Below are 15,509 nucleotides of genomic sequence, written 5' to 3' on the forward strand. Positions count from 1 at the left end.
AACTCCTAACCTGATCGGAATAATTTAACTATAATCAATTTATCTTGAGTAAAGTTTACAATATATACAATCCATCAATATCTGAAAACTTAATAATTACGGGAGTGAATTGTGCCAACTTCAGCTAATAAAAGCCTATCTATTGATCCTCATCGTGCATTACCGGGCAGAACTGAGCCACTGAAGGTTTCACCTAACCATGCTGTTACTGATCATGCGATAGAACCTGTTCCAGAAAATATGGAAGTTGCCTATTTTGGTATGGGATGTTTCTGGGGCGTAGAACGCCTATTCTGGCAACAACCTGATATTTACACCACCTCTGCAGGTTATAGCGGCGGTACAACAGCGAATCCAACTTACGAAGAAGTTTGTAACGGCCTGACCGGACATGCTGAGGTTGTTAGAATTGTTTACGATCCAGCAAAAAACAGCTACGAAAACTTATTAAAACTTTTCTGGGAAAACCACGATCCCGCTCAAGGGATGCGCCAGGGCGGGGATATTGGCTCTCAGTATCGCTCAGCGATTTATACCGTGTCACCTCAGCAACATGAACTGGCATTAGCCAGCCGTGAACATTTCCAAAAAGCAATGCAACAACAAGGCGATAACCGCCCTATTACAACGGAGATCACAGACGCGGGGCCATTCTATTTCGCTGAAGACTATCACCAACAGTATCTATTTAAGAATCCTGAGGGGTATTGCGGGCTAGGCGGTATTGGTGTTTGCCTAGCCAAAACGAACAAAAACTAGTCGAAACATTTAATTAATGTTATAATTACCACGATAATCAATAGCTTTCTAAGTGTTTGTTGTCACTTTTTATCTTAATATGATTTTTATTGTTTCCTCCGGTGCTTTTCTAATAGCAGCCTACCCTACCACCGGAGGTAGAACATGGATTCCTTATGCTAAATAGTCTCTTAATAGTATTTATATTGTGCGCGATAAGCGCCTTTTTTTCGTTATCTGAAATCTCTCTTGCTGCCTCTAGGCGAATCAAACTAAAACTGATGGCAGATGAAGGTAATGTCAACGCAGCCCATGTACTCAAATTACAAGAAACGCCGGGAATGTTTTTTACCGTGGTGCAAATCGGCCTAAATACAGTGGCAATTTTGGCAGGTGTTGTCGGTGAATCCGCATTCTCTCCGTCATTAAAAGCGTTTTTCATGAAATTTATGCGCCCCGAATGGGCAGACCAGTTGGGCTTTATCTGCTCATTTACCATTGTGACCAGTATATTCATTTTGCTCGCTGACTTGACACCAAAACGTATCGGCATGATTAAGCCTGAAGCAGTCGCCGTGAAAATCGTTAACCCAATGCGTTTCTGTCTGACAGTTTGTCGTCCACTCGTTTGGCTATTTAACGGCCTGTCTGATCTTATCTTTAAGCTCTTTAAAATTCCGACAGTACGTAATGAAGATATCACATCCGATGATATTTTTGCGGTTGTGGAAGCAGGGGCTGTTGCTGGTGTGCTGCGTAAACAAGAACATGAACTGATTGAAAACGTGTTCGAGCTCGAATCCCGCACAGTGCCTTCTGCCATGACCTCAAGGGAAAGTATCATTTACTTCGATAAGCATGAAAGTGAGGAAAGTATCAAACAATGGGTTTCTAGCCAGCCACATTCCAAGTACCTAATATGTGATGGAGATATTGATCACGTTATCGGCTATGTAGATTCCAAAGATCTGCTTAACCGTGTCCTAAGTGGTCAAAGCCTAAGCTTCAATAAAGGTGTCCAGATCCGCAACGCGCTGATCATTCCAGATACCTTGACACTTTCAGATGCACTGGAAAGTTTTAAAGCGGCGGGTGAAGATTTCGCTATTATCCTGAATGAATATGCGTTAGTAATGGGTGTGATTACCCTTAATGATGTTATGACCACACTGATGGGTGATTTAGTCGACCAAGGACAAGAAGAGCAGATCATCATCCGTGACGAAAATTCATGGTTAGTAGAAGGAGGAACACCTATTGATGATGTACAGCGTGTACTGGATATTGATGATTTTCCTGATTCAAGTAACTATGAAACCATTGCAGGTTTCATGATGTTTCGGTTGCGTAAAATTCCAAAGCGTACTGATTCAGTTAAGTTTGCTGGTTACAAATTTGAAGTTGTCGATATTGATAACTACAAAATCGATCAGCTATTAGTCACAAAAATCACTGATACTCTCACCACGACACCAACGCAAAACCTGCCTATCAGTGATGATAAATAAAAACGGCCTATTCTTGAGCTAAGGCCGTTTAGTATTCTCGTGTTAAGCGCCACTTATTGTTATTTTGTGGCGCAGATTACATCAGTATGCAACCCGATTCTTTTTCGTTATCTATCCTATTTCGGCCTGCAAACGTAGCACTTGCTGATTGACTTCGCTCATTACACTAAAATGGCGCTTATCTCTCACCTTCGGCGGTAAAATTTTGCCGCAGTCGAATTCGAAAGCCCCCATGTCTTTAATGTACAAACGTCCACGGAATAAAGTTTTAACGTAGAGAGCAATTTTCAGTGGGTTATATCGGTGAAAAATTTTCATCTCCGTTTTTTTCCTCCTAAGTACTTCTTACGGTTACGTTTGGTGAACCAACTCCATACACCATACCGTTATGTAGAATAATAGACTGAATTTATCCGATTTTGTTCCCTCCATTTTTAGTTTTATGCACTGAATTTACATAAAATGACAGATATTTAGATATACATAACTATGTAACTTTATCTCTTACTTAATGTTAAAAATTTGATCTTCTTTAAAGAGATAAATCAGTTAATACCCGCTATGCTAGAGATCCATGCATTGTCACGTTAACCTACAAAGGAAAAATTATGATAAAGAACTTTATGCTATATGCTGCGCTACTTTGTTCTCCTGCTTTAGCATTCGCCCACAACATCACTCTGGAACAACAGGTTCCTGCGATTAGTGTTTCTGATAAAGGTGAGTTGTTACTCAACAATAACAAGTTTAGCTACCAAAATTGGGATAGTGGAAAACTGATTGGTAAAGTGAGAGTCATACAACATATTGCAGGCCGTAGTGCAGCTAAAGAGATGAATGCTCCACTGATAGAAGAAATAAAACGCGCTGATTTTTCAAAAGAAAAATACCAAACAACCACCATCATCAATATCAATGATGCCATATTCGGCACTGGACCCTTTGTCCGCAGCAGTATTGAAGATAGCAAAAGAGAGTTTCCGTGGTCTCAGTTTATCGCTGACAGCAACGGTGTGGCCAAAAAAGCTTGGCAGTTGGAAGCTAAAAGTTCTGCCATTATTGTCCTGGACAAAAATGGCGCAGCGAAGTTTACCAAAGAAGGTGCGTTAAACAGCAATGAAATCAAACAGGTCATTGAATTAGTTCGTAAGGAACTACAGTAAAAACATCCGTGGTGATAACGACTTGCAGGTATGTTTTCGTTTGCCCTTATCACCACAATTCCGCTGAAAAACAGCCATAATTAAAAAATCGTTACTCTAAATCCCGGATTCAGGAATGATTCACGAGGCGTATAATCTAGTGTCTGACCTTTCCAGTTCGTCACGTGAGCACCAGCAGCAATGGCTATAGCATGACCCGCCGCGGTATCCCAGATATGAGTGGGCCCAAAGCGAGGATAAAGTTGCGCTTTTCCTTCAGCCACCAAACAGAACTTTAGTGAAGACCCCACAGAAACCGTCTGATGTTCACCTAACTGATTGAGATAATCTTCTAATTCTGTATCCATATGAGAGCGGCTAACAACGACCATTGGTGGATTAGCATCACGAATCTTAATCGGCAAGCATTGACCTCCACAGGCTTTTTTCCATGCCTGCCGCCCTTGCCCGGAATAAAGCGTATCCTGTACAGGAGCATATATCACTCCCATCACAGGAACCCCCTCATCAATCAAGGCAATATTAACCGTAAACTCACCGTTACGATTAATAAATTCCTTGGTACCATCCAGAGGATCAACTAACCAATAGCGCTTCCAATCACGCCTCTCTTCCCAAGTAGGAAGCTCTTCTTCCGACAACAGTGGAATTTCTGGAGCGATACGGGATAATCCGGCTTTAATTACTTTATGAGCCACAATATCAGCCATAGTAACCGGTGAATCATCTTGCTTATGATCAACTTTCAGGGGATGTTCATCCTGATAAATTGTCATAATAGCCGCACCAGCTTCCTGAGCCAGTTGGCAGATTTGTTCTAGCATCACACACCTCTGCGGTTAGTCATCTGTTATCATTTTATACCCGTTATCTTTCAAATTGCCTCTTTGTTGGCTGCACTCACTCACCCCGGTCACATAGTTTGCTATGCTCCCGGGGATTCACTCCCTTGCCGTCGCGATGCATCTTGAAATCCATAAGGTATAGACTATATTACAAATTGATCTTTTTATTGGAACGGTAAGAATTTTATTACCATTCCTAAAATAAAAACAGCCGGATATACCTGCTCAATTTATTGACAATCTGATGCAATCTCACTGTGATCTTCATGTTCTCACCAAGCACTTTTGCCCAATATGATGCCGTCATCCAACCCGCTGTACCACCAACAATTCTTCTAAGCAAGAATTGAACCTTCAAGATATTTGACCACACTGCGATCAATCAGACATTCACATTGTTCATCCATCACACTCAGCGCCGTATTCGGGAGCACTTCAGTGATAATTCAAGAGGAGATGCACTCATTTCCGCCAGACTTTTGGCAACAAAGGCGTTTTTCTGAGCCATATTCTTAACATCAGGAGAATTCAAAAATTGTTTGCGGGCAGTTTCATTCTCAATCAGGTAACGTAACGAGCTCATCAGATGAAAACTTTCCATCGGTTTAATCACCGAGACATCGGTTGGTAAATACGGCGAGAAAAATAGGGTATCAATGATGATATTTCAATTGCATTCATTTCCTTTATATCAAGATAGCATTCCTGACTTATTGATCCACCAGACTTTTCATCATTGTTGATGCAATGAAGTATCTACACTATTCTTCAATATATTTACTAAATCAATGTTATATTTATAATAAAAACAAACAAAATATTGTTTATTTGTCACTAAAGTTATTAAAAAAATAAAAAATACTCGAAAGACTGAAACTCAGCCAAAGGTAAAGTAAACAAGTGCTAACAAGCTAAAAGAGACGGTGAAACCTAACCTTACCAATGCGAAACGGCATTATGAACACGGTTAAGATTAGAGAGAACCCAAATGCTGGTGACAATGGCACAGAATAGCGGAAGATAACGTTACCGATAGCATTCCTGTCTATTTTTCAGATAAATGGCAAAAACTAGCGGGCCAAAGACCCTATTTAAAGAAATAATTAGAAAATTGAGGGAAAGCCAGTTCATCGGCAACATCCTAGCTGAAATTTTCGATGGTTTGAAAACATCCCCCATTTTTTAAATGGGTTTGTCAGTAGTCTGAGACGGATATACCGGCTATTTTTTAATCCTACTTGTGGATAAAACTTACAGAATATCCAACAATTCCACCTCGAAAATCAGAGTGCTATATGGGGGAATCGATGCACCGGCACCACGCTCGCCATAAGCCAAATTATAAGGGATATAAAGCTCCCATTTAGAACCGACAGGCATCAACGTCAATGCTTCAATCCATCCAGCAATCACCCCATTCACAGGAAATTCAGCAGGTTCGCCACGCTGTACTGAGCTGTCAAACACAGTGCCATCAATCAGACGACCCGTATAATGAACACGCACGTGGTCAGTATGGGCAGGAATTGCACCATCACCCTGTTTTAGTACAGAGAACTGTAAACCAGATTCTGTCGTACTTATACCGTCACGCTGAGCGTTTTCTGCCAGAAACTTCTGACCCTCTTCTGCCATAGCTTGCTGGCGTTCACGACGCACACCATCTGCACGCTCGTGCATTTCACGTAAAGCACGATGCAATATATCGACCGGCACCGCTGGAGAATGATTTTCCAGCGCATCACATAACCCCGCTAACAACGCTTCAGGTTCCAGACCTTGCAAGCCAGACTCCAATAATTGCTGCCCAACCTGCAAGCCAACCCCATAACTTGCTTGTGCTTCGATAGAGTCAAAAGAAAGTTTTGCCATGAAAATACCTGTGATCAAATTAAATTAGGCCTGTAAGCATAACAGCGCTATGCAGCAGGGTAAACCGAAGATGTCACCAGGAAAATACATGCCGCCCAAATAAATAACGTTTCATAATTCTGCTACACATAGCCGCCTTCAACTCATTGTTATACATAGAATTATGAGTAGTATAAGATGTAGCACTATTTTGGAATCTTACTGCCTATCCCAATAGGGCTATTTTATTTGTCCTTCTTTGCCATAAAGAGCGAACCTGGGCAGTGCTCAAAATCCTCACGTACTACGTGTACGCTCCGGTTTTTCCGCGCTGTCCGTGTTCTCTGTTCATTTATAAGTACGGCCTGCAACAATTACGCCTATTGAGATAGGCTCTTATTTATATAAAAGCTAATAATCGATATAATTCTAAGTAGCATATTTATTTCTTAAAGGTTACAATATAAGGATTCAATTTTTAAAATTTTTACTTATAATTGATTATATGAATAAAATATTTTTTATATAAAATTAATTTTATTGCAAATATTATATAATGAGGAAAATCTTATGAATACATCATTTAATGAGATTTTATCAAAAATTAAAAAGTCCAAAACCATGCCTGAATTAGAAAGGAGGCTGTTAAACGCGATAAACTATCTGGGTTTTGAATTCTACTCAATTTATCAGGAAGAAAAATATCCATTCACGACAAAAAAATATGTTCTAATAACCAACCTAAATATAGAAACTGCAAGCAATTATAATCAAGATAATAATCATGACAGCGACCAATTAATGAATGGTGATTATACTTTCTCTATTCCGTCAGTTTGTAATGATAAAATATCAAAAAACGCTGATTTTATGATTAAAAAATCAAATTCAAATAAAAATGAAGTTAAAAATAGTCTTTCAATCAAAATTAAAGGTTATCATGGAGAAAGGTCAATTTTTTCAGTCGCCAGAAAAGAAGGCACTATTTCCCACAATGAAATACTTAATAAAGCAGGAGTATTAGGCATATTGGCAAATGAATGCATAAAAACATTTAATAACCTAAAAAATAAAAAGGATAAAATCATTGTTCCAACGCTCTCTACCAGAGAAGTTGAAGTCATAAGATGGACTTGTGAGGGAAAAACTTCTGCTGAAATAGCCGATATACTGGATATTTCAACAAGAACAGTTAATTTCCACATTAACAATGTCATGGAGAAATTAGTGGTTCCCAATAAAGTTGCAGCAGTTGCTAAAGCAATAGCATATAATCTAATCATATAACAATTAGAGCCCAAATAAGGCTCTAACCATACGAAATTATAAAATATAATTAGACAATATATCCCTCCATGCATCATTAATTTCATTCATCAGGGATTCACATTTGACGCGCTCATCATTAATATGCACACAAACGTAACCACAGAAATCATTATTGCTTTTTGGTGTTTCATAAACCGATGAATTCTTATCTAAATTAATTTTTATGGCAATAATTTCGTAACATAATCTACTCAAAATATTATCAACAGATGCTAATAATACTTCATTAACTTCTGTTTGATCGAATTTATCATTAATCTTGCCATCTTTACCTGCCAGCAAATTAATCAAAAATGCTCTTCCCTTTGCTTCAGGCAATATCATTCGATCACTAAATCCTTTGACTAAATGGTCAACCCAAATTTCCTGCAAGCTTATACCATATACCCGGTTAGCCATATCCCAAATACGCATACCCGCGGGTCTACGATTAGTTTCAACCAGAAAAGTTTCTCCCGTTTTACTATCTTGCTTAATCTCATTATGGAATGCGCCAAGAGTCTGCCCTGAAATCAGATTCATTGCCTGCCCTGCTTTATGTAATGCAATCGTATTTCTGCCATCACATTGCGCCGGAACTATTTGCCCTATTTCAACAGGAAATTCCCCTTTCTGAGAAACTTTTTGCGTTAAAAATGCCATACAACCAATACCATCGTACGAATATTCTGTATCGAAAATAATAAGTTCTTCTGCAAGAGTTTGATTACCACCAGATTGCTCAACAGATTGAGCAAAAGCCGTTGGGATTTTACTTCTATCTTTAACCGCTACCACGCCTACATTTGCCCGACCACAATTAGGCTTAATAATCACACCATACGGAACAGAATCATAAAACTCTTCTAGCTCTTTAATCTCATTAATGAAAGTATATCGAGGCGTCTTAATATGTTGTGCCGCAAGCAACGGTAATATTCGAGTTTCTTGTTGGCGAAATTGATATTTCTCAATACCTGCGAAACTTAATTTGGGATCATCACCATAAACGTTTAATTTCTTCGCGATAACAGCCGCATACCCAGATACCGCATCCATAAAAGGAAGAATACCAGCACATGTCATATTAAGTTCAGCAAGAACGGTTATCACACGATCAACATAATTGTCATCAACATAATTTTCTGTTCGTACAGGAATATGATAGACAAATGGTGTAACATTTTTTTCCTCACCGGACAACATATCGCTAATAATCACCAACTCAAGGGAGTAATTATATCGAATATAGTCACGAATATTGACGATTTCATTCAGCCTTGCCGGAAGATAATCAAGCACTAACAAATATTTTTTCGAACTCATATTTCCTCCATTATTGACTATTATGCAGATTAAATTTAAGCGAACGATAAGGGTTAATAATAATAAACATCAATAAAACAAATGCAGAGAATATCAGATAAATACTATTGTAGGAAAAATAGTTCAGTAAATTAGCACAAATAAAACTGGTTAAAGGTGTCGCTAATTGATTCAAAACCAGCACCACACCGAGATACTGAGAAAAACGCTGCTTCGGAATAAGACTTGCTCGATAAGAGCGGGAAAAAAGATTAAAACAGCCTTCCGAACCAATAACCAGTAAGAAACCTAATGTGTAAACCACAAATAACGGCCCAGTAGCAAACAGTGTCAGACCACATAACGCAATCAGAAAAGCCGTTACACCAACGATACGCACATCAAAAATCCGGCACAATTTTGGCGCAATAAAAAAAACACAACAATTCACCAGCCCCGCATAAGCCAAAAGCTGAGCATAACTCCCTTTCGGCTGTGAAAAAACACTGGTGATAACATAAACTGCCGTTGACAAAATAGCACCTTGCATCACATTCATCAGGAATGTCAGGCTAATGACGCGTAACAAGGGTGGATTTTCCATCAAGAACTTAAAAATGGCCGGCAGATTATACCCTTCTCTATTAGCGAGTTCTTCAATCCTGTTTTTCCTTTGTAGCTGAAACCATATCAAACTACTAATCAGGAAAGGAAAAAATGCAAATGCAAATACCGCATAAACACTGAATTTATAAACCAGCACGCCGACAACCGCCGGGGCTGCAATATAGGTAAACTGTTCAACAAATTGTAAACGAGAGTTAACCGAAGGTAATTCTATTGCACTCATGTTTTTAGAGACAAAACCTTCAAGGTTGACATATCCCGCCCCGCTAAAAAAGGATAAAACACATGAGAGAGAAATAATGATATATACGATGCTATTATCAGAATATATAAATGAAAGGATAAAAAGAAATAAGCAAACTAATGATCGAAGAATATCACTCAGGAATAACATAACCAAAGTATGCATCCTGTCCCCCATCCAACCAGAAATAGGGAGAGAAATCACTCTGAATAGCCGTTCAAGCCCAAAAGCAAAAGATGAAAGTGAAGCACTATTAGTTGAGGTATATACTAATACAGGCACAGCGAACATAACAAATGCCTCTGAAAAAACAGAAAAAAATCGAGCCAGTATGATCTTATGTATCATTAATATTACCTCAACCTTATTATACCCGTTATCTTTCAAGTTGCCTCTTTGTTGGCTGCACTCCCTTGCCGTCGCGATCCACCTTGAAATCCATAGGGTATATCTATCCCATTAGACTATTGTATTTATCAATTTGAAACTGAGCAATGCCCAAATTGATTTCATCAATTACACCTACTGGGATAGACGTTTACTCTGCAATAATTAATGAATCGATTTAATCAAATAATTCCCCAAAACTAAATAATCAATATTAGTTTTCATGAAAGTTTTAATAGCATCTTCCGGTGAACAAACAATCGGTTCGCTATCATTATAAGAGGTGTTCAGCAACAAAGGCACACCGGTTTTCCGATAAAATGCCTCAATCAACTGGGCATAATCTGGATTTGATGCACTATCTACCACCTGAACTCTGGCAGTACCATCTTCGTGAACCACTGCCGGAATTTTCGATGCTTTATCCACTTTAGCATCCATCGCTAACAACATATATTTTGCAGCTTCCGGTAATTCCTTCCGAACGTGGAACCAATCAGCAACATGTTGACGCAATACACTAGGTGCAAATGGCCTAAACATTTCACGATGTTTAACTTTACGATTCATTAAATCGCGAATATCTTTATTTCTTGGATCAGCCAACAAACTACGATTACCTAATGCCCGCGGCCCAAATTCCATCCTCCCCTGGAACCAGCCAACGACATTATTTTCAGCCAGCAAGCCTGCGACAACTTCATGAATATTCTCTTCATATGTCCAGTCCAAACCGTGGGCCTTCAAACTACGCTGGTAATCATCTTCACTATATTCCAGACCCCAATAGGTATGAGTCAGAGGATAGCGCTGATTATTTTCAAGAATATGATGCCAAATAAATAGGGCGGCACCTGTGGCAGTCCCGGCATCATGTGCAGCAGGCTGAACAAAGATATCTTCGATATCCAACTCTTCATATAATCGTTTATTCGTTATGCAATTCAATGCAACGCCACCTGCAAGGCAGAGTTTATTCGTTGCTGTTTCCTGCAAATAATGATGGGCCACATTTAACACTATTTCATCAGTTATTTGCTGTAGAGAAGCAGCAATATCATAATATTCCTGCGCTACCTCCCCACCTGGGACTCTTTTCACAATACCAAACAAAGATTCTAATTTAGAAAAGTCTTGGCTGCGGAAATTGAGAATGGTGTTATCGATAGTAAACTCACCTTTCTCATCAATTTTGACAAGTTGCTGGAACGCCGGCATAAAACCTTCAGGCTTACCATAAGCAGACATTCCCATCACCTTACAGGCATCGTATACAGAAAAGCCTAGGAATTCTGCCAATTTCTCCCACATAAAACCGATTGAATTAGGGTATTCAATGGTTTTAATTTTTTTCAGACTATTGCCATCGCCCAGATATACCCCTGCGGTATTATCCTCTCCCACACCATCAAGTGATAAGGTTAATGCTTTATCAAATGGCGAAACAAAATAAGCAGATGCCGCATGAGCGGTGTGATGAGGAACCCAATGAAATTGGCCACGGAATCCCATTGATTGTAAAATTTCGGGTACTGAAGTGGTCTTACGATAAAAAATGGACTCACCCGATACACTTCCCCAATTTCCCTCACTGGTGACTTCATCAATAAAGACTGATTTTCTTCGCTCTATCGGATCAATAGAAAACCCAATATGACTCACATCTTCCAAACGAATACCCGCAAAGTCTAATGCAACTTCAATGGAAGCTAATGGCAGTTCATCAGGATTATCAATATTTGCTGGTTTTCCGTGTTTTCTTCTATTTAGACGCTCCTCTTCAATGGCAAAAATAGTTTCTCCATCTTTTAATAAGCAAACTGCTGATTCATGGTAAACTGAATTTATACCTAAAATATACATGACTTATTATCCTCCCATTATAATTATTTAATTTTTAATACTAAGCAGCGCAGACTACCACCACTCTTTAAGAATTCGCTCATATCGCATTTAATGACATTATAACCATAATTATTTAATTGACGTTCAACCTCTATAGAACAATCATGCATGAGAATATCTTTACCTATTGGGATATTATTACAGACAAATAATTCCTTAGCATCATGTTCTGATATTGAGATCCGGCGTTCAAATGTTTCAGCAATATAACTCTGGCTCTCTTTAGTAAATGCTTCTGGATAGTAAATAACCGTATCTTTGTCAATAAACGAGAATGCCAGAGCCACATGAAAGAAAGTCTTATCCTGAATATGCAGTTCACCTTTAACTTTAAGTTCTGGATAGACTTTCTGAATTGTATTTATTGCTTCTTTATCTGAGCGAGGACCATAACCAAATATGATGTCATTATCCCAATAGATAACATCTCCAAGCCCTTCAAAATAGATATCTTCATCAACACGATGTATCTCATAACCTAGATTTTCCAGATAATCGATATAGTACTGGCTTTCCCCCTGGCGTTCAGCGTGCCGGAAATTACTCGCAAGGAATTTATTATTATGCACCATGCCACAATCACCTGAGAAAGTCATATCAGGCAAACCATTAACAGGATCGATAGTGCGAATAGTGATGCCACGTTCAATCAACCGTTCATAAAGAAAATCCCATTGTTGCTGTGACAATTTTTTATTGACTCTATTATTAGGGTCCATCCAATCATTAATAACGTATTCAATATCATAAAAATCCGGTTTACACATTAATAATTCTTTAATCATAACTTTTGCCTCATCTTAGATTTAGCACTTTGCTTAGTATGGATATTAAATATTTTTGCAAATCCCTCTGCATCGTTTTGACTATATAAATGCCCGCAATTATATATTGCTAAATTATCATCATATATAGTCGTCTTTGAAGTACGGGAACAAACGTTGGCATATTTATAGCCTAATTCAAGCTTAATCTCACCATTGACATGTTGATTCATGCTATCAATAAAGTGGTTTAAATGAGTTAATAAGGGATCATACCAAAGCCCAGAATAAACTAATTCAACCCATTTTTTATCAACTATCTCTTTAAACCAATTTTCGTGACGATTACTACAATAACATTCTAAATCACGATGTGCGGTAATTAAGATATGTGCGGCAGGTGATTGATAAATTGCACGTGTTTTCAAACCGACAATGCCATCTTCAACAATATCAAAAATACCAATTGATAGTTTTTTACCAATCTTATTTAATATTTCAATAATTTCATATAATGATTTCTTTTCGCCATCAATCGATATCGGTATACCATTCTCAAAACCTAATGACAAAAATATTGGCTCAGTGGCTGATAGTGCATGTTCAAATAATTTCGCTCTGGCATCTTCAGGAATTAATGCTTCCGGTTCTGCCAACGGACCACATTCGACACTTAATCCCCATATATTTTCACTCGTAGAATAAGGGTTATTACAACCAAATTCTTGAGGAATACCATACTTCATAGCATAACTATTTACGATATTGTCGTCGTATTTAAAATCTCTCAACGAAGCAAGAGGTATTTTATCCAGAATTTCTATATTCATATCCACTCTGACTTGATCATTGCCTCTGAATTGATGAGCAATATAATCAATATTGAGCTCATTGGCTACTTCAACTGCCGCCTCAGCAATCGCAGGCCGGGAAAGTGCAGCACTGAGAAAATAACCATTTTGATAAATAGCATTCGCTTTTATCGCTTTTGTAAGGAAGTGTTCAGCATATTGCGCTCGATAATCTTTATAGATAAATTTATCTGCACCTGCAACCATGCATTCTAATTCAATATCTTCAATGTCTCTTACCTGCCCTTCATCAATATAAAGAGCAATTACCTCTCTATATTCAGATTTAAGACTTCTTATGATAAGAGGATTATAGAGGCGATTATAGTAAATCACCAAAACGCGATCAGAACTCATTTAATACGCACCCCATGTTTGTAATAATTTCTTCTAGTTGAGGTTCTGTTTTACTTTCCTCAACTAATTCTGAGAAATTATTTTTAAATAACCAAGTATCATTATAAATTGTGTCGATATAACGTTCTCCACTATCAGGAATAATGACAACAATATTATCTCCAGATTTAAAATCATCTAAGCTATTTAATGCTGCGCTTACCGCACAACCTCCCGTTCCACCTATTAAAATACCTTCATTTCTGGCTAACTTTCTTGCTACTCGGAATGCATCAATATCTGCAACCTTCAAGGTAATATCGATGTTGGTACGATCCAGAATAGAAGGTATAAACGCTAGTCCTGCACCTTGTACCAGATATTTTCCTGGCTCACCACCGAAAATAATTGACCCCACTGGTTCAACACCATAAATTCGCACCTGTGGATTTTTCTCTTTCAAATAACGGGAAATTCCGGTCAGTGTTCCACAACTTCCTGCCGTCGCAAAACAAGCTGTCAAATTATTACCAAAGATTTCATACAACTCACGCCCCGTGGAACGATAATGCTCATCAGGATTAACCTGATTTTCAAATTGCATAGGGCTAAACGCATTCGGATAAGCTTTTATAATCTCTTTAGTTAAATCAATGCGATATTTGACAGTATCCTCTCCCGCTTCAAATTCTGGCAGGAAAATAATTTCCGCACCAAATGCTTTTATTTTATCGCGTTTCGCTGCCGGCACCATGCGATCCAAAACCGCAATAAATCGATAACCTTTAACAGCACACGCCATTGCCAGACCAATTGCCGTATTCCCTGATGATGGCTCAATCACCACCATTCCCGGTCTTAATTCTCCCTGAGCCTCAGCCCTTTCCAACATAGCAACTGCAATACGATCTTTAATACTCCCACCGGGGTTAATATTCTCCATTTTGAGAAAGACATTAATACCTTTAGTATATCTACCATTCAACATAACTACTGGAGTATTACCTATAGTTTGTAATATGTTTTTACTAAGATTCATACCAGCTTTATCCCTTATGTCTGGGTTAATATGAAGAACATATAATGATGACAAGGTATTTTTATTAACACATAAATAAATCAATTAAACATCTAATATACCTATTAATTTATTAATGAAACCATTCAATTTACCAATAACTATGGAGAATAAGCTCATACCTATTAACAACAAGCGCATTCATTTGTGTTCTCACACAAGGGTTAATTAACAAAAATTATAATTATAAAATTACACTTAAAAGTCTACTGTCAACTCTGACAGTTATATCAATAAAACCTCATATAACTTTTTGATATTATTATTTAATAATAAGGATATATATTGACATCATTAAATATTCTTATATTAAATCATATAAAATAAATTATCATTATAAAGACAAATAACTGAAATTATATAAGAATATATTTTTAATTATTATGAAATAATCACTCGTGTAATTAACCAGATTTAGACGTAGATATATCAAAATATTCGATAAAAAATTCCCACATCACAACAGAATTAACAATGTTGATATTATCTAACCTGAGGTTTGCTTAAGAAGGGAACTAAGTGCCTGAGGCACGATCAAAGTTTTTGTCAAAGAAAACAAAATCGTGGAGATCCTCAGGCATGTTTAATTTAGAAGAACT

The 15,509-nt window shown here is 37.8% G+C and carries 14 protein-coding genes; 4 read left to right on the plus strand and 10 right to left on the minus strand.

Annotation, left to right across the window (positions count from 1 at the left end; translation table 11 throughout):
- The first annotated feature begins 111 nt into the window (after window positions 1-111).
- Both msrA and paeA read left to right on the plus strand, forming a co-directional pair.
- Window positions 112-759, plus strand: coding sequence for a peptide-methionine (S)-S-oxide reductase MsrA (gene msrA, locus SLS51_RS14470; RefSeq protein WP_439126888.1), 648 nt, complete (start codon window positions 112-114; stop codon window positions 757-759).
- Between the two features lie 155 nt (window positions 760-914).
- A complete protein-coding gene (paeA, locus tag SLS51_RS14475; RefSeq protein ID WP_323839427.1) occupies window positions 915-2,246 on the plus strand; it encodes a polyamine export protein PaeA in 1,332 nt (443 codons plus the stop codon).
- A gap of 111 nt (window positions 2,247-2,357) precedes the next feature.
- On the opposite strand, the gene SLS51_RS14480 is transcribed toward paeA, so the two are convergent.
- Entirely contained in the window at window positions 2,358-2,564 is a 207-nt protein-coding gene (locus SLS51_RS14480) for a DUF1107 domain-containing protein (protein WP_011148633.1), read from the minus strand.
- Window positions 2,565-2,854: 290 nt separating this feature from the next.
- Between SLS51_RS14480 and SLS51_RS14485 the strand changes: the two genes are divergently transcribed.
- Window positions 2,855-3,409, plus strand: a complete 555-nt coding sequence (locus SLS51_RS14485) for a YtfJ family protein (protein ID WP_323839428.1) — start codon at window positions 2,855-2,857, stop codon at window positions 3,407-3,409.
- 80 nt (window positions 3,410-3,489) lie between these two features.
- Here the strand turns inward: SLS51_RS14485 and cysQ are convergent, their stop codons facing one another.
- From cysQ to bamJ, 3 genes are all read right to left on the minus strand, one after another.
- Window positions 3,490-4,233, minus strand: coding sequence for a 3'(2'),5'-bisphosphate nucleotidase CysQ (cysQ, locus tag SLS51_RS14490; RefSeq protein ID WP_323839429.1), 744 nt, complete (start codon window positions 4,231-4,233; stop codon window positions 3,490-3,492).
- Window positions 4,234-4,666: 433 nt separating this feature from the next.
- Complete coding sequence (locus SLS51_RS14495) at window positions 4,667-4,855, minus strand: hypothetical protein (protein ID WP_323839430.1); 189 nt, start codon at window positions 4,853-4,855, stop codon at window positions 4,667-4,669.
- A gap of 650 nt (window positions 4,856-5,505) precedes the next feature.
- Entirely contained in the window at window positions 5,506-6,126 is a 621-nt protein-coding gene (gene bamJ / locus SLS51_RS14500) for a BamJ family beta-barrel-assembly machinery protein (RefSeq protein ID WP_112894287.1), read from the minus strand.
- Window positions 6,127-6,675: 549 nt separating this feature from the next.
- Here bamJ and SLS51_RS14505 point away from each other — a divergent pair.
- Window positions 6,676-7,392, plus strand: a complete 717-nt coding sequence (locus SLS51_RS14505; RefSeq protein ID WP_323839431.1) for a helix-turn-helix domain-containing protein — start codon at window positions 6,676-6,678, stop codon at window positions 7,390-7,392.
- 36 nt (window positions 7,393-7,428) lie between these two features.
- Here the strand turns inward: SLS51_RS14505 and SLS51_RS14510 are convergent, their stop codons facing one another.
- The 6 genes from SLS51_RS14510 to SLS51_RS14535 form a co-directional block, all read right to left on the minus strand.
- Window positions 7,429-8,739, minus strand: a complete 1,311-nt coding sequence (locus tag SLS51_RS14510) for an ATP-grasp domain-containing protein (protein ID WP_323839432.1) — start codon at window positions 8,737-8,739, stop codon at window positions 7,429-7,431.
- A 10-nt stretch (window positions 8,740-8,749) separates the two neighbouring features.
- Window positions 8,750-9,937, minus strand: a complete 1,188-nt coding sequence (locus SLS51_RS14515) for an MFS transporter (protein ID WP_323839433.1) — start codon at window positions 9,935-9,937, stop codon at window positions 8,750-8,752.
- Window positions 9,938-10,141: 204 nt separating this feature from the next.
- Window positions 10,142-11,839 (minus strand): carbamoyltransferase family protein, encoded by a 1,698-nt coding sequence (locus tag SLS51_RS14520; RefSeq protein WP_323839434.1) that lies wholly within the window; start codon window positions 11,837-11,839, stop codon window positions 10,142-10,144.
- Between the two features lie 23 nt (window positions 11,840-11,862).
- On the minus strand, window positions 11,863-12,666 hold the full coding sequence (locus SLS51_RS14525; protein ID WP_323839435.1) for a dimethylarginine dimethylaminohydrolase family protein: 804 nt from the start codon (window positions 12,664-12,666) through the stop codon (window positions 11,863-11,865).
- The gene (argG, locus tag SLS51_RS14530; protein ID WP_323839436.1) at window positions 12,663-13,853 is read right to left on the minus strand and encodes an argininosuccinate synthase; all 1,191 of its coding nucleotides are present in this window, start codon (window positions 13,851-13,853) and stop codon (window positions 12,663-12,665) included. Before argG ends, SLS51_RS14525 begins: the two co-directional genes overlap by 4 nt.
- Window positions 13,843-14,955, minus strand: a complete 1,113-nt coding sequence (locus tag SLS51_RS14535; protein ID WP_323839437.1) for a PLP-dependent cysteine synthase family protein — start codon at window positions 14,953-14,955, stop codon at window positions 13,843-13,845. The genes argG and SLS51_RS14535 overlap by 11 nt, the downstream gene beginning before the upstream one ends.
- Window positions 14,956-15,509: the final 554 nt, after the last annotated feature.

Origin of the sequence: Photorhabdus africana, from assembly GCF_035181445.1 — a bacterium.
Lineage (GTDB): Bacteria > Pseudomonadota > Gammaproteobacteria > Enterobacterales > Enterobacteriaceae > Photorhabdus > Photorhabdus laumondii.

Bases quoted from the DNA above. Each gene is read 5' to 3' on its own strand.
- paeA (WP_323839427.1), top strand. From the start codon at position 915: ATGCTAAATAGTCTCTTAATAGTATTTATATTGTGCGCGATAAGCGCC.
- SLS51_RS14480 (WP_011148633.1), bottom strand. From the start codon at position 2,564: ATGAAAATTTTTCACCGATATAACCCACTGAAAATTGCTCTCTACGTT.
- SLS51_RS14485 (WP_323839428.1), top strand. From the start codon at position 2,855: ATGATAAAGAACTTTATGCTATATGCTGCGCTACTTTGTTCTCCTGCT.
- cysQ (WP_323839429.1), bottom strand. From the start codon at position 4,233: ATGCTAGAACAAATCTGCCAACTGGCTCAGGAAGCTGGTGCGGCTATT.
- SLS51_RS14495 (WP_323839430.1), bottom strand. From the start codon at position 4,855: ATGGAAAGTTTTCATCTGATGAGCTCGTTACGTTACCTGATTGAGAAT.
- bamJ (WP_112894287.1), bottom strand. From the start codon at position 6,126: ATGGCAAAACTTTCTTTTGACTCTATCGAAGCACAAGCAAGTTATGGG.
- SLS51_RS14505 (WP_323839431.1), top strand. From the start codon at position 6,676: ATGAATACATCATTTAATGAGATTTTATCAAAAATTAAAAAGTCCAAA.
- SLS51_RS14510 (WP_323839432.1), bottom strand. From the start codon at position 8,739: ATGAGTTCGAAAAAATATTTGTTAGTGCTTGATTATCTTCCGGCAAGG.
- SLS51_RS14515 (WP_323839433.1), bottom strand. From the start codon at position 9,937: ATGATACATAAGATCATACTGGCTCGATTTTTTTCTGTTTTTTCAGAG.
- SLS51_RS14520 (WP_323839434.1), bottom strand. From the start codon at position 11,839: ATGTATATTTTAGGTATAAATTCAGTTTACCATGAATCAGCAGTTTGC.
- SLS51_RS14525 (WP_323839435.1), bottom strand. From the start codon at position 12,666: ATGATTAAAGAATTATTAATGTGTAAACCGGATTTTTATGATATTGAA.
- argG (WP_323839436.1), bottom strand. From the start codon at position 13,853: ATGAGTTCTGATCGCGTTTTGGTGATTTACTATAATCGCCTCTATAAT.